At 69.4% G+C, this 16070-nt stretch carries 18 protein-coding genes; 6 read left to right on the top strand and 12 right to left on the bottom strand.

All coding sequences use genetic code 11. The features are described from left to right. Positions 1–111 precede the first annotated feature (111 nt). The 3 genes from ACPFP2_RS10520 to ACPFP2_RS10510 all read right to left on the bottom strand — a co-directional run bounded on the left by ACPFP2_RS10520 (position 112) and on the right by ACPFP2_RS10510 (position 3070). Positions 112–1062, bottom strand: a complete 951-nt coding sequence (locus ACPFP2_RS10520) for an Eco57I restriction-modification methylase domain-containing protein (protein WP_424088464.1) — start codon at positions 1060–1062, stop codon at positions 112–114. A 141-nt stretch (positions 1063–1203) separates the two neighbouring features. Next, the gene (locus ACPFP2_RS10515; RefSeq protein WP_424088463.1) at positions 1204–2685 is read right to left on the bottom strand and encodes a P-loop ATPase, Sll1717 family; all 1482 of its coding nucleotides are present in this window, start codon (positions 2683–2685) and stop codon (positions 1204–1206) included. Positions 2686–2860: 175 nt separating this feature from the next. Further along, positions 2861–3070 carry a winged helix-turn-helix domain-containing protein gene (locus ACPFP2_RS10510; RefSeq protein WP_424088462.1) on the bottom strand — a complete coding sequence of 70 codons (210 nt, stop codon included), beginning with the start codon at positions 3068–3070 and terminating at the stop codon, positions 2861–2863. 340 nt (positions 3071–3410) lie between these two features. Between ACPFP2_RS10510 and ACPFP2_RS10505 the strand changes: the two genes are divergently transcribed. Together ACPFP2_RS10505 and ACPFP2_RS10500 are read left to right on the top strand one after the other, a co-directional pair. Beyond that, on the top strand, positions 3411–3704 hold the full coding sequence (locus tag ACPFP2_RS10505) for a DivIVA domain-containing protein (RefSeq protein ID WP_424088461.1): 294 nt from the start codon (positions 3411–3413) through the stop codon (positions 3702–3704). Beyond that, positions 3701–3967: a hypothetical protein gene (locus ACPFP2_RS10500; protein WP_424088459.1), complete on the top strand. Its 267-nt coding sequence runs from the start codon at positions 3701–3703 to the stop codon at positions 3965–3967. The genes ACPFP2_RS10505 and ACPFP2_RS10500 overlap by 4 nt, the downstream gene beginning before the upstream one ends. Before the next feature lie 52 nt (positions 3968–4019). Here the strand turns inward: ACPFP2_RS10500 and ACPFP2_RS10495 are convergent, their stop codons facing one another. Then, on the bottom strand, positions 4020–4934 hold the full coding sequence (locus tag ACPFP2_RS10495) for an RNA polymerase sigma-70 factor (RefSeq protein WP_424088457.1): 915 nt from the start codon (positions 4932–4934) through the stop codon (positions 4020–4022). A 165-nt stretch (positions 4935–5099) separates the two neighbouring features. Between ACPFP2_RS10495 and ACPFP2_RS10490 the strand changes: the two genes are divergently transcribed. Next, the gene (locus ACPFP2_RS10490) at positions 5100–5585 is read left to right on the top strand and encodes a carboxymuconolactone decarboxylase family protein (protein WP_424088455.1); all 486 of its coding nucleotides are present in this window, start codon (positions 5100–5102) and stop codon (positions 5583–5585) included. Between the two features lie 59 nt (positions 5586–5644). Here the strand turns inward: ACPFP2_RS10490 and ACPFP2_RS10485 are convergent, their stop codons facing one another. Next, positions 5645–6934: a DUF4386 domain-containing protein gene (locus ACPFP2_RS10485; protein ID WP_424088453.1), complete on the bottom strand. Its 1290-nt coding sequence runs from the start codon at positions 6932–6934 to the stop codon at positions 5645–5647. A gap of 100 nt (positions 6935–7034) precedes the next feature. Here ACPFP2_RS10485 and ACPFP2_RS10480 point away from each other — a divergent pair, with 100 nt between their 5' ends. After that, entirely contained in the window at positions 7035–7694 is a 660-nt protein-coding gene (locus ACPFP2_RS10480; RefSeq protein WP_424088451.1) for a TetR/AcrR family transcriptional regulator, read from the top strand. A gap of 128 nt (positions 7695–7822) precedes the next feature. Here ACPFP2_RS10480 and ACPFP2_RS10475 read toward each other — a convergent pair whose 3' ends face one another. The 5 genes from ACPFP2_RS10475 to ACPFP2_RS10455 all read right to left on the bottom strand — a co-directional run bounded on the left by ACPFP2_RS10475 (position 7823) and on the right by ACPFP2_RS10455 (position 11679). Continuing rightward, positions 7823–8785, bottom strand: coding sequence for a zinc metalloprotease (locus ACPFP2_RS10475; protein WP_424088449.1), 963 nt, complete (start codon positions 8783–8785; stop codon positions 7823–7825). 176 nt (positions 8786–8961) lie between these two features. Then, on the bottom strand, positions 8962–9306 hold the full coding sequence (locus tag ACPFP2_RS10470) for a type II toxin-antitoxin system HicB family antitoxin (protein ID WP_424088447.1): 345 nt from the start codon (positions 9304–9306) through the stop codon (positions 8962–8964). A gap of 188 nt (positions 9307–9494) precedes the next feature. Beyond that, the gene (locus tag ACPFP2_RS10465; RefSeq protein ID WP_424088445.1) at positions 9495–10172 is read right to left on the bottom strand and encodes a hypothetical protein; all 678 of its coding nucleotides are present in this window, start codon (positions 10170–10172) and stop codon (positions 9495–9497) included. A gap of 131 nt (positions 10173–10303) precedes the next feature. Then, positions 10304–10897, bottom strand: a complete 594-nt coding sequence (locus tag ACPFP2_RS10460; RefSeq protein ID WP_424088443.1) for a dihydrofolate reductase family protein — start codon at positions 10895–10897, stop codon at positions 10304–10306. 14 nt (positions 10898–10911) lie between these two features. After that, positions 10912–11679: a TIGR03089 family protein gene (locus tag ACPFP2_RS10455; RefSeq protein WP_424088441.1), complete on the bottom strand. Its 768-nt coding sequence runs from the start codon at positions 11677–11679 to the stop codon at positions 10912–10914. A 275-nt stretch (positions 11680–11954) separates the two neighbouring features. On the opposite strand from ACPFP2_RS10455, the gene ACPFP2_RS10450 reads away from it, so the two are divergent. Continuing rightward, on the top strand, positions 11955–13082 hold the full coding sequence (locus ACPFP2_RS10450) for a hypothetical protein (RefSeq protein ID WP_424088439.1): 1128 nt from the start codon (positions 11955–11957) through the stop codon (positions 13080–13082). 6 nt (positions 13083–13088) lie between these two features. Here ACPFP2_RS10450 and ligD (ACPFP2_RS10445) read toward each other — a convergent pair whose 3' ends face one another. Together ligD (ACPFP2_RS10445) and ligD (ACPFP2_RS10440) are read right to left on the bottom strand one after the other, a co-directional pair. Beyond that, complete coding sequence (gene ligD, locus ACPFP2_RS10445; protein ID WP_424088437.1) at positions 13089–14003, bottom strand: non-homologous end-joining DNA ligase; 915 nt, start codon at positions 14001–14003, stop codon at positions 13089–13091. Then, positions 13993–14934 carry a non-homologous end-joining DNA ligase gene (ligD, locus tag ACPFP2_RS10440; RefSeq protein WP_424088637.1) on the bottom strand — a complete coding sequence of 314 codons (942 nt, stop codon included), beginning with the start codon at positions 14932–14934 and terminating at the stop codon, positions 13993–13995. Before ligD (ACPFP2_RS10440) ends, ligD (ACPFP2_RS10445) begins: the two co-directional genes overlap by 11 nt. An 84-nt stretch (positions 14935–15018) precedes the next feature. Here ligD (ACPFP2_RS10440) and ACPFP2_RS10435 point away from each other — a divergent pair, with 84 nt between their 5' ends. Next, positions 15019–16035, top strand: a complete 1017-nt coding sequence (locus ACPFP2_RS10435) for a Ku protein (protein WP_424088435.1) — start codon at positions 15019–15021, stop codon at positions 16033–16035. Positions 16036–16070: the final 35 nt, after the last annotated feature.

The following is a 16070-nucleotide window of genomic DNA, read 5'->3' as shown; positions in this document are numbered from 1 at the left end:
TCCATGTCGGCGATATGGCGATGTCAGGCCACTCCGATACCGCGCATCGCCGACATCGAGCGCCTCGCTTCGCGAGCCCTTGAACGTCAGCGCCGGGGGGCCGACTACCCCTCATTCTGCCGGCCAGGAGTCGCCCCCGCTGAACCAGTGAGGCAGTCGGGCAACCTCGAAATGGCCAGCAGCTGGCACCCAAGGATCCGCAGCAGTGATCGACTCCACCAGCTCCGGGACGTCCCGCCACCCGAAGCCTCGCCGGGTGTCGACTACGACAGCGGCACCCTGCTCAGCACGGCGCAGCACCGTGACGGCCGGATAGGCCGAGACGTGCTCCTCGAACGCATCAACGTCGTGCATGGTCACGGTGACATCGACGCTGTAGCTGCCGGCCACGAACTCTCGCAACTGCCGGCCGTACTGGTTACGCATCCAACGGTCGGCACAGATGAAGGCGAGCGTCCCGCCCGGCCGGAGGGAACGCAGCCCACGCTCGTAGAAGCCGACGTAGAGGTCAGATCTGCCGGTCATGGTCGGACATGCGGAGCGATAGGCAAGCATCCGGTCCGCGGGCACATCCTCCAGCCGGACGTACGGCGGGTTGCCGATGACGAAGTCCAAGTCCTGCTGGCCGTGTGGGTCGAGCAGGTAGTCCCCCTGCCGCACCCACACCGCTGCCACCTCGCGTGCTTCGGGAAGCGACCAACCCTCGTTGACCAGTACCTCCCGTACGAGCCGCCTGCTGACGGTCACGTTCCAGGCCAGCAGGTCGAGGGCGCGCAGCGCAGGCTTGGCGTCGAGGAGCGGCCGGTCGTGCTTCCGACACGAGGTGCTGACTCGGGTGGCCATTGCGGCCAGGAAAGCCCCACCACCGCACGCCGGCTCGACCGCCGTCAGTGCGGCGAGCTCCCGGTCAGGCGTGTAGCCGGCCAGGTCGAGGATCAGGTCGACGACCCAGCGGCGGGTGAAGACCTCGCCGTGCTCGATCGACTTCGCCGGGATGGCGGACAGTGGCGACAGCATTTCGCCGTGCACGAGCTGCGACTTCCCTACTGCCACCGCCTTCACCCGACAAGCATAAGGACAGCAGGGTCACGGAGATCAGTCAGCACGCTGTGGCATCACTCTTGCCCGCCATGATAGACGGTGAGAAGTGCCGCCGGAGGGCTGCCGCTATCGTTGCTCGCGCCGCCATACTCGGGCCTGAGCTTATTCGAACTGCCCATCCTCATCCGCCGGATCGGCATCTCCTTGTAAGGACTTTCTGGTCTCCGTGATGTTGAGACCCTTATAAAGACTTTGATGGACGTAAAGGACGCCACTTGCCGGCAATGTCAGGCTAGGGTCGGTAGACTTGTAGCGAGTTGAGCCTGCGCCAGCAATTCGGATGCCAATAACGGATGTATCGAAAAGAATTTCCAACGCCCGCCGCACTCCAATGTCACCCACAACACCCGGTGCCCGCTCCTGCAGGATCGCCTCCAGCTCGCTAAACCTGTCGTACCTATGAACTTGCTGACGAAGCGCTTCCAGCAACGGCTCGAACTCTGGGATCGCCTTAGAGAACTCCTGCTTGAGATCTTCAACCTTCCAGTTGCTGAACATGCTTTCCGAGCCGCGAACGTGCTCCTTAAGAATTTCCGTGCCATCGGGGTCCGCCCTCCGGAGACATTGATCCATGAACTGGAGAACTTCCCGAGGGCGAAGGAAGGTGCGCTTCAATATGTGATCAAAAGGCAAGATCGATCCCCGCATCTTGCCGTCTTCGAACAGCTCATCTACCGTCACATCTTTTGGTAGCCGGCGACTCACAAGGTCACGCAAATCGTCCGCTTCCCAGAAGATCTGCTCTTCATATGGCCTATGCTTGTCCTTATCGTCGAAGCGCAGAACGTCATAGATATCGGTTCGCAAGAAAATCACAATGCGCAAGCCGCCCGACTTGGCCCGCCTGAAGCTGTCATTCAACTCCTTTGCGGCTTTCAGGAGGCCCACAAGGAGAGACTTTGCGTCCTCCGTCCCATCCCATGCATCATCGAGGCGATCGAGCTCGACGATAACCTTCTGCTCACCGAGGGGCGCCCTCAAGTGATCAAGGAAGACCTCTAGCACGTGAGGCGTTAGGGGCTGCCTGCCACGATCTTTCCATGTCGCACCGGCGGAGAAACCGAAAGCACCTAAATTAAAGCTATCCAAGCCTTTCAGTATCGAGGTGGCGGAGTTCAATTCCTTCGCTTTGAATTCCCCGAAGTTGTCCCTCATGAAATTATGAATAGCGGCCACCTTCGTGTACGTTGCCGCCGACCACTGCTTGGTTTCTAGAGACAACAGTGCCGCAGCCACCTCAATGGCTAGAGTCAACTTCCAAGCGTTGGAATGCGAAAGATCTGACGACAGGCCCTGCTCTCGGTAGTTTTTGAGGGCATTCCAGGCATAATCGTTCACCGTCACATCGACAACATGAGTTCCCTTTCCCTGCTCGACAGCAAGCCGCGGCAACTGGCTAAAAAGAGCAGATTTGCCCGAACCCTTACGTCCAAGAAATATGTACGGGGGGCCAGCCACGGCTCGTTTAGCGTAGGGAGTCGTGATGAAATCTTCCTCAAGGCGAGGATCGGACTCAGCATCAAACCCTCCGAGGTCAATATCCCCAATGACCTGGCCCACTACGTTCAGTCCGGCCATACTCATCCCCTCTCCCTACGAATAGAGCAGTCTCGGCAAGCAGCCTGCAAGGATGCGCCCATCCTGCCCAATGAACTCTGAAGGTACCTCTACGAGACAAGATGGACCACGACGGACAACGGCTCCAGGGTTCCAGCGGCGATACTGCTACGGCCAACCTCCAGCGCCAGCCGGCTACACGTCAGAGCCTCCCAGACTCGGCGACAAAGACGCCGCGCCCCGGGCGCCCAATCAGCACCCCTTGCTCCCGCAGCCTCGCCACCGCACGACTGATCGTGGACTGCGAGACGTCATACGCATTCGCCAGCTCCCGCCCAGACGGAAGCTGAGACCCGGGCGGGTAGGTCCCGTTCTTGATCTTCTTCAGCAGGTCGTCGAGCAGTTCGTCCATCGTGGGCGGAATAGGCACGTCAGGCCCCTTGCAGTCGGTTGGCCCGCCCAGTATCAATCAACGGACCGGGCAGAGGCAACGCACGTAGCAGTGCTGACATAGGTGGGCAACTGACTCGGAGACATGCTTGACATAGGTGAATCGGTGGCAATAGCGTCGCTCTCGGTGATGCGGTGCTGCTGCGGTCGGTTGGCGCCTCTCGTACCGGTCTCGCATCGCCGTCGAGACCTCACACCTTCCGCGCTCCCCCGGGCGCGGCCGGGGCGGTCTCCGCCGGTCGCAAGCGGCGGGGATCGCCCCTCCCCCACGACCTGCGACCTCCACGAAGGGCGGTCATCTCGTGCGCAACCTGCTCCGCCGGCTGACCCGGCGGCCCCGCACCCCGCAACCACCCGCGCCGGCGGACCTGACGCCACAAGGACCACTGCGCCCCTGGCAGGTGCGGGAACGCTGCTTCAACCGACGCCGACGCGGCCTCGACCCCGTCGAGATCCGCACCTTCCTGCACCGGGTCGCCGACGAACTCACCGCCGCGCAGACCGCCCTGGTCGCGGTGCAGGAGGAGAACGTACGGATCAAGAACGCGCTGCGCGCCTGGCAGAGCGCCCAGTCGGCGAGCCACCGCTTCCGATGAGCGACCGCTGGGTGATCCACCTGCCGGTCACCGCACCCGACCTGCTCCGGGCCCGGATCTTCGCCCGGACCGCCGCGAGGGTGCTGGCCCGGCTCAGCGCCCGCGTCGAGCCGGGCGGGGTGACCGTCTCGGCCGAGGACCAGCAGGGCGTACGCCATTGGGTGTTCTGCGACCGGCTGCTGCCCGGCGGCGGGCGGTGTGCGCTGCCGGTGGATCACACCTCGGCCTGCTCCCGGCGTCTGCCGTGGCTGCGGCGGCCCTGACGAGCCCCGACCGCAACGGGTGCCCCGCGTGGCGTGACGACATCACGCCGGCTCACCGGCTCAGGACGGTCTCCCGTTCCATGTGGGACAGCTTCTCGGGATTGCGCACGGCGTAGATCCCGGTGATGAGGCCGTCGTCGACACGCAGCGCCAGGACCGTGTCCAGCTCGCCGTCGAGGTGCAGGATCAGCGCCGGCACGCCGTTGACCTGCGCCGGCCGCCACGACGTGCTGCCCGCGACCTTGTCCCACCCGCCGGTCAGCAGGCGGGCCACCTTGTCGGCTCCGAGGATGGGCCGCGGCACGGCCTGCTTGACGCCGCCACCGTCGCCGAGCAGGACAACGTCCGGCGCGAGGATGTCGAGCAGGTGCTGCAGGTCGCCGGTTTCGACGGCCCGCCGGAACGCCTCGAGCGCGGATCGGGTCTCGGTCGCGGAGACGACCTGCCGGGGCCGGCGCGCCGCGACGTGTGCCCGTGCCCGGTGGGCGATCTGTCGGACGGCGGCGGGCTTCTTGTCGACGGCTTCGGCGATCTCGTCGTACCCGAGGTCGAACACCTCGCGGAGCACGAACACCGCCCGTTCGGTCGGTGCGAGGGTCTCCAGCACCAGCAGCATCGCCATCGAGACGCTGTCGGCCAGCGCGATGTCCTCGGCGACGTCGGGAGCGGTGAGCAGCGGCTCGGGCAGCCAGGGGCCGACGTACGACTCCTTGCGGCGGCTGAGCGTACGCAGGCGGGTGAGTGCCTGTCGGGTGGTGACGCGGACCAGGTAGGCGCGCTGGTCCTGGACCGCGCCGAGGTCGACGCCCGCCCACTTCAGCCAGGTCTCCTGCAGGACGTCCTCCGCGTCGGCGGCCGAGCCGAGCATCTCGTACGCGACGGTGAAGAGCAGGTTGCGGTGGGCGACGAACGCCTCGGTGGCCGGGTCCGGGCGGTCGTCGGCGGCGGTCTGCGGCGTACCCACCATGGGTGGCTCCTGTTCGCTCGACTGCGTCACCCATCAGATGCCGGGCCCGGCCGCTCTGTGACACCTCACGCTGTGGCAGTCGTCACCCGGCGGCGCTGTCACGGGCGCCCGGCGGCCGGCATCTCGTGTTCGTCCCACCGGACACCGAGAGGGAAGGACCGAGCCATGGACGCCCGATTCAACATGCTCGACAACGAGCTCGCCATGAAGTTCTTCAAGCGGTTCGCGAACGCCGGTCTCGCGATCCAGCAGTCGCCGTTGCCGAGGGCCACGCAGGAGCTGGTGTCGCTGCGGGCCAGCCAGATCAACGGCTGCGGCTGGTGCATCGACATGCACACCAAGGACGCCGTGGCGGCCGGCGAGAGCGCGGTAAGGCTCCACCTGGTCGCCGCCTGGCGCGAGTCCAGCGTCTTCACCGAGGCCGAGCAGGCCGCGCTGGCACTCGCCGAGGAGGGCACCCGGCTCGCCGACGCCCATCAGGGCGTGTCCGACGAGACGTGGGCCCGGGTACGCAAGCACTACGACGACGACCAGATCGCCGCGCTGGTCGCGCTGGTCGCCCTGATCAACGCGGCCAATCGGCTCGCCGTGATCGTGCACCAGCGCGGCGGTTCCTACCAGCCGGGCATGTTCGCCGCCGCGTTCGAATGAGCCGGGAGCGCCGGCCCTGGATCATCCGATCCCGGGCCGGGCGCCTACGGCGACGACCGTCACGCGAGCTGCACCTGGCGGGCGTGGTCCCCGTCCGGGGTGGACCGGCGCCGGTGGGGCGAGCGCGCGGCGAACACGAGCAGCCACACCATGAGGACGACCTCGCCGGCGAACGTGACCGCGGCGACCTCGATCGCGTACCCGGCCGAGACCAGCGCGCCGACCGAGTCGGCGAGGTAGCCCGCACCGGCGACCGCCACGAGCACCGCCACCCACCTCGGCACCGTGGAGGACCGCCAGGCCAGCCACCCGACCAGCATCAGGTGGACGCCGAAGATGGTCAGCCCCAGGCTCCAGATGTCCTCGAATTCGGTGATCCGCGCATACACCCGGGGGCTGATCCGGTCGGTCGCCGCACCGCCACGCAGGAGACCGGCGGCGGCGATCAGGTGCGTGATCGCGACGGCGAAGACGACCGCGTACGCGGTGCGGCACCAGGCCGAGAGCAGCGCGACGGCGCGGTGGGTGTCCGCGAAGAACGCCCGCAGCGCCCAGGCGACCAGCACGTCGAGGCCCGCCACCGCGAACAGGGCGACGACGGCGAGGACGAGGGCCCGTTGGTTCGACAGCAGTCGGGTGGTGGTCTCGACGGCGTCGGTGGAGACCAGCCGATCCACGACGCCGAAGATGGCCAGCCCCGCGAGGACCGCCATCGACAGCAGGCCGAGCCCGGCGGCCAGCGCCGCCCGACTCACCCGGAGGTCGCCGTCCGCGCCCGCCCCTGCGCCCGGCGGCCCGGCGGGGGTGGCCGGCTGCCCGGTGGTGGCGGGCGCGAAGCCGCGGACGAGCAACAGCACGCCGAAGACGACCTCGAACAGGCCTCCCGGGATCGCCGGCACGACCCCGACCGAGGCCCCCGTCAGCTCGGCGACCGCGCCGGTCGCCAGCAGCGCGTACCCGGCGAATCCCCAGATCGCCAGCGGGCGCGGCACCCAGCGCTGCCGGTGGAGGGCCAGGCAGAACGGCAGGCTGCCCAAACCCAGCGACAACATGGCCGCCTGGTACGCGATGTCGGCGGCGTCGGCCCCGACCGAGTCCAGCAGGACGATCCCGGCGGTCAGCAGGAACGCCTCCACGCCCCGCGCGACAAGGTATGTCCAGGCGGCCCCCGGATGTGGTCGGCGCAGCGCCCGGAAGACCAGTACGCCGATGGCCGCCACCATGACGGAGTTGAGCACCACGAGCGCCGACCCGGCGAGTTGCCCGGCGAGAGCGCTGCCTGAGCCGTAGGCGACGAACGCCAACAGGAAGAACGCACCGGCGCATCTGCCGGCCACGCGAAGGGACATCTCGGCCTCCCAAGCCTTCGTACTAAGTACGTAGTACTAAGTACGATAGGTTTGGCGGCGACGCCGGTCAACGGAACGCCGAGAAGACGGGAGCCAGACAGTGGGCGAACCAGCACGGCAGTTGAGCCGCGAGCGGGTGCTGCGGGCCGCGTTCGGTATCGCCGACGCGCACGGCCTGGGGGCGTTGACCATCCGGTCGCTGGCCGCCGAACTGAACACCAAGCCGATGTCGCTCTACCACTACATCCGCAACAAGGACGAACTCCTCGACGCCCTCGTCGACGGGGTGTTCGCGGAGATCGAACTGCCACAGGTGGGCGGCGACTGGCGAGCCGAGGTACGCCGGCGGTCCCTCTCGGCCCGTACGGTCCTCGCCCGGCACCCCTGGGCGCTGGCCCTGGTCGAAACCCGGACCAGCCCCGGGCCGGCGACCCTGCGCCATCACGACGCCATGCTGGGCGTGCTGCGGGCCGGAGGATTCTCGCTACAGATGACGGCCCACGCCTACGCGATCGTCGACGCGTACGTCTACGGCTTCGTGCTGCAGGAGGCGTCGTTGCCGTTCGACAGCGCGGACACCGCCACCACGGTCGCGGATTCGATCATGGAGGGTTTCGCGGCGGGCGACTACCCGCATCTGGTCGAGTTCGCCACGCAACACGTCCAGCAGCCCGGCTACCACTTCGGCGCGCAGTTCGAATTCGGCCTCGACCTGATCCTCGACGCGCTGGTGGCACGGCGACACCACGTCCCGTCGTGACTCTTCGGGACCGGTTCGACCGTCACCGCCGGATACCGCAGGGCGGTGGGAACGGCCGCGCGCACCCGACCCCGAACAAGAAGTTGGCGGGCCGCTGAGTGCGACCCGCCAACCCCGACACGGCTCGGTCAGCCGGCGCCGCCGGCCCGGAAGGCGACCCAGGCGTCGCTCATCCGGTCCGCCTGCCCGGCGGTGAACATGTTCATGCAGGAGTCCTGCGTGTAGTCCATGAAGTTGTGGATCGGGTCCAGCCCGGGCGCGGTGCAGCTGTCCGCGCCGACCGGGCAGTTGAACTGCGGCGTGGCCTCGCGCGGGGTGTCCTCGACGAAGTCGCCGGAGGCGGAGCAGCCGTGCGCGAAGGTGTGCTCCAGCATCAGCCAGTGCCCGACCTCGTGCGTCAGGGTGTCACCGAGGGCGTACTTGCCGGCGGTGCCGCCCGGCATCGACTCGTCGAGCAGCACCACGCCGTCGATGTAGTCGCGGCCGTTGTTGTAGCCCTTCGGGAAGTACGCCCAGCCGAGCAGGCCGCCGCCGATGTTCGCCGCGTACACGTTCAGGGTGCGGGAGTCGCCGGTGTACAGCGCCTTCTTCATGTCCCGCTCGTTCTTGCCGGGCACGACCGTGTACCAGTCGCTGTTCACGGTCCACGTGGTGTCGACCAGGTCGAACCGGAACGGCGTGTCGGAGGCGTCCGCCGCGGTACGGCCGGCGAACGAGTCGTTGAGCACCTCCATCTGGTCCGCGATCATCGTGTTGAACCGGGTCGTCTCGGCGGCGGTGAGCGGGTGGTCCGAGATCATGTGGAAGACCGTCGGCACGGTGACACTGCCGTTGGCCAGACGCGGGGCGTCCTTGATCACGCCGTAGGCGTTCGCCTCGTTCTTCGAGTAGAGCGCCGGCTCCTTGGCGGTGGCGCCCTCGGCCACCCGGGCCACGCTGTGCCCGTCGGCGTCCGTCTCACACGCCTCGACGCCCGGGGAGACGGTGGCGGGTGCGGGTGCGGCCACCGCGCCGTACGCACCGCCGGACGTCAGGAACGTGGCGGCGGTGGCGGTGAGGACTGCCAACCGGAAGGCAGATTTTCTGTGCATCGATGCACCTTTCAGGGGATGGCGAGCGGTGCGGGGCGACGCGGGGTTGCCATGACCAGGTCAATGACGTCGCCGTTCCGGTATAAGACCACGTCAGCGGCGTCGGCGACAGCCCTGGAGACGGGGCGCGAGTCGATGTAACGGCAGGGGGCTGAGCAGCGCTGTTGACGGGTTCCTCAGGCCGCCCGGAGCTTCCGGAGGACGTACTGGTTGAGGCTCATGCCGTCCTCGGCGGCCTGGATGGCGAGTTCGCGGTGCAGGCTCTCGCCGACGCGCAGGTTGAACTTGCCCGAGTAGCTGCGTTCAGCGAACGGCTGCGGCACTTGCTCGCCCTGCTCCTCCATGTCCGCGATCACGTCACGCAGCACGTCCTGGAGCCCCTGCAGAGCCTCGATCTGGGAAACGGCCAGCCAGGAGAGGGACGGGAACTCGGCGCAGGTGGCGACGAACTCGCGATCCTCGGCGGACCAGGTGACGCGATAGGTGTAGTGGGTAATCTCGGGACGGGGATCGATCTGCATCACATGGCCTCCCTCTTGTCGATCGCCTTGAGCACCTGCGATGTTCTGCTGATTCTTCCGACATCGCGTCAACGATCCTGGCCATGGACGGCACCAACCAATGGTGCTGTCGGCGGTACCACAGTCGCAACGCTCAACCCCTGAACGGCACTCCGGCCGGGTCGGTCGCCTCGACGACGCGGCGTGGGTCAGGCGGTTGCGCCGGCGGCCACCACCGCCGCCCGGCGGCGGCGCAGCACCAGCCAGGTGGCGAGGATCGTCAGGGAGACCAGCGGAGCCGGATGGCCGAGCACCGCGGCGACGGTGAGGTCCGCGACGACCCCGGCGACGGTCGCCACGAACACCCAGCGGGGTGCCGTCTCGGCGGAGACCCGCCGACGGTCCGCCGGCATCCAGCGGGTCGTCGACCACGGCTTCGCCACCGACACCCACGCCTGGAAGGCGATCGCACCAGCCATCAGCGCCGAGCCGACAGCCAACGGTACGGCCGGCCCGGAGGCGCCGGTGGCCGCCGCCGAGACGCTCTCCTCCAGCGCCCCGCCGAGGACGAAGATGCCCAGGTAGAGCTGGACCAGCGTGATCGCGAACTTCACCAGCACCCACCAGTGCCGGACGAACCCCCACGGGGTCGCGGCGGCGAGCATGAACCCGGTGAACGCCGAGGCGTTGGCGAGCGGGGCGAGCAGCCGGCCGTCGAGCACCTGCGCCATCGAGGTGGCGCTCTCGGCCACCGCCCGGCTCTGGGTGGTCAGGCTGGTCACCAGCAGCACGAAGATCGCCAGGGCCTGCGCCATCCACCCCACCGAGGTGACGACGTGCAGCCAGACCGTGAGCTGCCGCCAGCGGCGTACGGGTCGGGAGGCCATGCAGGCAACGCTGTCACCGCGCCGGCGCGCCGACCACCGGAGAAAACCCGCGTCGTACGACCCTGAGGCCGGGCTCCGTCCTCAGGGGATCCCCTACGGCGGCCGACGCCGGTCACAGCAGCCCGGCACGGCTACGGCCGGCGGACCCGGTAGTAGAGGTGGGTGACCTCGTCGCCCTCGATCACCGTCGGCCCGGTCAGCTCGACCGGTGCCTTGCGGAGCTGGTCGAAGAAGGGAACGCCGCCGCCGAGCAGCACCGGCACCAGGTTGACCCGGATCTCGTCCAGCAGCCCGAGGTCGAGGCACTGCCGGGATACGCTGCCGCCGTTGACCCCCACCCACCGGTCACCGGCCAGCTCCCGGGCCCGCGCGACGGCGCTCTCCACCCCGTCGGTGACGAAGGTGAACCACGGGCCCTCGCGCGCCCAGCCGTCCGGCACCTGGTGGGTGACGACCACGACCGGCCGGCCGATCGGGTGCTGGCCGCCCCACCCGTCGGTGAGGTCGAAGAGCCGCCGGCCGACGACCAGCGCCCCGGTGTCGTCGAGGGTACGCAGGTGCCGGGCGCTCGCCGCCGAGGTGCGGAACGTCCTGTCCGGCTGGGCGGTGGGTCTGACGACGTCGCCGTTGCCGTACCACCGGAAGAGCAGGTCGAAGCCGCTCTCGTCGGGGCCGGCGATGTAGCCGTCCAGGGACATGCTCGCCTCGGTGAAGACACCGGCCATCGACTCTCTCCCTCTCAGAGGACGCGGGTGATCCGGTCGGCGGCGATGCGGCCGTCGAGGCGCGACCGGTCGAGGTTGGCGCAGACGACCACGGACGCGCCGACGGACAGCGGGGCGAGCAGCCACTTCAGCGGCTGCTCGTGCCGGTCCGCGTCGACCAGCAGCCGGTCACCGGCCCGCAGGTCGAGCTGGTCGGCCACGGCCCGGGCGAGGCTGCCCCACTCGTCGTAACTGGTGCCGTCCGGGCTGGCTGCCTGGCCCGGGTGGACGGCAGCGTGGTCGGGCGGGACGTCGGTGTGCCGGAGCACCTCGGTGGACCAGTCGAGCCAGCCGACCGGCACGTCGTCGAGCGGTCCGGGCGCGGTGCCGACGAGGTAGCGGTGCACGCCCTCGGGCACGTCCTCCAGCCAGTCGTCGAGCCGCTGCGGGGTCACGAACACCGCGTCGTACGGCCGGTCGCCGCCCGGTTCGAGGACCGGCAGCCCGGCCGTGGCGCGCGGTCGGAACGACACCGCCATCCCGACCGACCAGGCGCCGAGCAGCACCGCGGCGGTACGCCAGTGCGGCGGCAGCAGCACCGCGACGCGGCTGCCCGGGGCCAGCCCGCAGCCGTCGCGCAGCAGGCCGGCGCAGCGGGCCGCCCACCCGCCGAGCTGCCCGGCGGTCAGGTCGGTCCGTTCCCCGGTCGCGTCGTCGAGCCAGGTGAGCAGCGCCGATTCGTCGTCGGCAGCGGCCGGTACCCCGGCGGCCGTTCCAGGCACGATCGCGTCCACACGCGCCATCGGCACACTCCCCTCGACCGGTTGTGTCCCAGCCTACGGATCCCACCGCATTCGTCCGGCCCGGCCGGTGCGGCGCGCCGGCTACAGCCGCTCGCCCCGGGCGGCCTTGATCGACTCCATGCCGGCGACACCGGCGTGTCCCGTTGTGCCGGAAGCCGCCGTGCCGGCGACACGGAGTTGATCGATCGAGCGTTGACGGCAGTTGTCAGACTCGTGACGCGGGGGTCAGGTGTCCGATGTCGACACGCAGGGGCCAGGGCAGGAGGGCTGCATTCATGAGACGTGCAAGCTGGGTGGCGGCGGGGATCAGCGCGCTGCTGGTCGGGGCGGCGCTGGCCGTGCCGGGGCCGGCCGGGGCGGATCCGCTCCCCATCAATCCGGTCGTCACCGCCACGGTCTGGGCGGACCAGCCGACCACCACCGAGTACGTGGTCACCAACCGCTGGTCCGCCAACTCCACCGACGGGGACGTCATTGTCCGGCGCACCGGCACCGGGGCGTACACCGTGGTGCTGGAGGGAGCGGCGACGAGCGGCGGCGTCGCGCACGTCGTGGCGTACGGCGGCGGGCCGGTGCACTGCACGGTCGCCGCCTGGTACCGGACTCTCCTCGGCGGCGAGGACATGCTGATCCAGGTGCGCTGCTTCGCGGCGACCGGCGCGCCGGTGGACAGCCGCTTCGTGGCGACGTACACCAACCGCCGGCAGATCCACCAGGGCCGGCTGGCGTGGTTCGTCACCGACCAGGCGGTGCCGACCGGGCTGCGCACCCTGCCGGCCACCTACCGGTACGACTCCACCGGCGGGGAGATCCGGTACGAACGCCTGGAGACGGGCCGCTACCAAATCCGGATGAACCCGAACCCGGAGACGCCCGGGACCGCGTACTTCCCGATAACCCATGTGACCGCGCTCGGCACCAGCGCGGTGAACTGCCAGATCGCCTGGCCCGACCACCGGCAGGTCCGGTGCGCCAACGCGGCCGGCATCCCGGTCGACGCCCGCTTCGCGGTCACCTACGGCACCCGGGTGGACCTGCTCGGCCACTCGGCCGGCCCGCGTTTCGCCAGCGGCACCCTCTACGGCGAGAACATCCGCGACGGGGTGATCAGCGGTGACGCGTACAACTCGACGCTGGGTGACTACGGCGGGGCACGGGGTGACCTGCTCGGCACCGGCCGCTACCAGATGACGTTCCGCAACACCGGTACCACCTACGGCACCGCCTTCGTCAACGCGCACGCCCCGCACTTCGACAGCCAGCCGATCCGGGGGCACTGCGTGCTGGCGGGCTGGGGTCGTTCCGGGGCGGACACGGTCGTCCGGGTCAACTGCTACGCCTGGTTGGGCGTGCCGGCCAACCTGAACGCGCGTATCTCGTACACCACCTGGCCGTACGCCTGACGGGCCTCAGCGGGCGGGCAGTTCCGGGCCGCCGTCGAGCAGGGGGGCCAGCAGGTCCCCCTGCTTCTCCACCCGCTTCAGCACCTCCGTCGCCGTGTACGGCTTGGTCGACGGCCGCTTGCCGGCCGCCCCCGCCTCGACCTCGTCCCAGGTCAACGGGGTCGACACCGACGGCACCGACTGGGCGCGCAGCGAATACGGCGCCACGGTCGTCTTCGCCGCGTTGTTCTGACTCCAGTCGATGAAGACCTTCCCCGGCCGCAGGTTCTTCGCCATCTTCGACACGATCAGCTTCGGGTGCGCCTGCTCCAGCTCCTGCGCGATCCGCTTGGCGTACGCGGACACGTCGTCGGCGGACTGGGTGCCGCGTATGGGGCAGCAGAGCTGCATGCCCTTCTTGCCGGAGGTCTTCGGGTAGGACTCCACTCCGTCGAGAGCCAGCCGGTCGCGCATCAGCAGCGCCACCTGGCAGCACTGCCTCAACGCGGCCGGGGCGCCCGGGTCCAGGTCGACGACCATCATGTCCGGGTGCTCGCCGACCTTCCACTGCGGCGTGTGCAGCTCCAGGGCGGCGAGGTTGGCCAGCCAGACCAGGGTGGGCAGGTCGTCGGCGACCACGTAGTCGATGGTCTCCCGGCCCTTGCTGGAGCCGGGGGCGGGCAGCGTCTCGGTGCGTACCCAGCCGGGGGTCGCGGCCGGGGCGTTCTTCTCGAAGAACGACCCACCGGTGACGCCGTTGGGGAAGCGGATCCGGGTCAGCGCCCGGTCGGTCAGGTGCGGCAGCAGCACCGGGGCGATCCGGGTGTAGTAGTCGATCACCTCGCCCTTGGTGAACCCGGCCTCGGGATAGAGCACCTTGTCCAGGTTGGACAGCTCCAACGCACGTCCCTCGACCTCGACCTTCAGCCGCTCACCCGGCATCGTCGACCTCCTCCGGCGGCTTGTCCGGCCGCAGCCGCAGCACCCGGGGGAACCGCAGCCGCCCGTCCGGGGTGCGCTGGCCGTACTTGACCTCGACCACGACCTGAGGGGTTACCCAGATCGCGCCCCGGGCATCCTCGCGCGGCACGTCCCCCGCGAACGGCGGCGCGTCGGTGCGCAGCGGTTCCAGTTCCCGCAGCAACTCCCGTTCGATCGCCGCGCCGATCCCGCCGCCGACCCGGCCCCGGTAGGTGAGCCGGCCGTCGGGGCGGGGCACCCCGACCAGCAGCCCACCGATCTTCCGCGCGCCGGGCCGCCAGCCACCGACCACGAAGTCGCCGGTCACCTCCAGCTTGACCTTCACCCAGTCCGGCGAGCGCACCCCGGGTCGGTAGACGGAGTCGACCCGCTTGGCCATCACCCCCTCCAGGCCGTGTTCGCCCGCCGCCTCGTAGGTGGCGGCGCCGTCGGCGAAGGAGGGGGGCACCGCCCACCGGGCCGCGCCGAGGCCCAGGCCGTCGAGGGCGGCCCGCCGCTCGTGGTAAGGCCACCCGGTGAGGTCCTCGCCGCGCAGCCGGAGCAGGTCGAAGATCATGTACGTGACCGGCACGGTGGCCGCCAGCCGGGCCGCCTTCGCCCGGTCCCGCACGTGCATCCGCTCGGCGAGGGCGGTGAACGACGGCTGCCCGGTGGCGTTGAAGAGCACCACCTCGCCGTCGAGCAGCGCGTCGTCGACCTGCTCGGCCAGGGTGATCAGCTCGGGGTACGCGACGGTGATCTCCACGCCGCTGCGGGCGTACAGGTGTTGCCGGCCGCCGGTGACGTCGGCGAGCGCCCGGACCCCGTCCCACTTGAACTCGTACGCCCAGCCGTCATCGACCGGGAGCTGCCCGGTGATCGCGAGCATCGGCTTCAGCGGCGCGCCGGGCACCTCCTGACTGTAGTTGCGCACGGAAGCGCGTGCGTGCGCTTCGATCGTTTGCGATCCTGGTCAGATCGGGGAGAGGAGTACGGCATGCGCGCCATCTGGAAGGGGGCGGTGTCCTTCGGGCTGGTCTCCATCGGGGTGAAGCTCTACTCGGCCACCGAGGAGAAGGACATCCGTTTCCACCAGGTGCACCGGCAGGACGGCGGCCGGATCCGCTACAAGCGGACCTGCCAGGTCTGCGGTGAGGAGGTCACCTACGACGACATCGCCAAGGGGTACGACCTGGGCGGCGGCGAGATGGTGATCCTGACCGACGAGGACTTCGCCGACCTGCCGCTGACCAGCTCACGCGCGATCGACGTGCTGGAGTTCGTCCCGGCGGAGCAGGTCGACCCGATCCTCTACAACAAGGCGTACTTCCTGGAGCCGGAGGGCGCGGCCACCAAGCCGTACGTGCTGCTGCGCGACGCGCTGGCCGACTCGGAGCGGGTGGCCATCGTCAAGGTGGCGCTGCGCCAGCGGGAGCAGTTGGCCACCCTGCGGGTCCGCGAGGGCGTGCTGCTGCTCAACACGATGCTCTGGCCGGACGAGGTGCGTACCCCCGACTTCGGCTTCCTGGACGAGGACCTCAAGGTCCGCCCCCCGGAGCTGGCGATGGCCTCCTCCCTGATCGACTCGATGGCCGGCGAGTTCCAGCCGGACGCCTTCACCGACGACTACCGGGCGGCGTTGCAGGAGGTCATCGACGCCAAGGTCGAGGGGCGCGAGGTGGTGCAGCCGGAGGAGGAAGAGGCCGCCCCGGCCGCCGCGGTGGACCTGATGGCCGCGCTGAAGGCGTCGGTGGAGCGGGCCCGCGCCGCCCGGGGCGAGGAGCCGTCCGGCGGCGCGGGCGAGCCGACCCCGATCTCGGCGGCACGCTCGGCCCAGAAGGCCGCGAAGAAGGCCGCGAAGGCCCCGGCGAAGAAGGCCCCGGCGAAGAAGGCCGCGAAGAAGGCGGAGCCGGCGAAGAAGACGGCCGCCAAGAAGCCGGCGGAGAAGAAGGCGGCCAAGGCCCCGGCGAAGAAGGCCGCCGAGAAGAAGGCCGCCCCCCGCAAGACCGCCTGACGGTGCCGGGCGATCTCCCCGGCACCGTCAGGCGG

Origin of the sequence: Micromonospora citrea (assembly GCF_049629545.1) — a bacterium.
In the GTDB taxonomy this organism is placed as follows: Bacteria; Actinomycetota; Actinomycetes; order Mycobacteriales; family Micromonosporaceae; genus Micromonospora; species Micromonospora citrea_A.
This window is presented reverse-complemented; position numbering and strand designations above follow the sequence as displayed.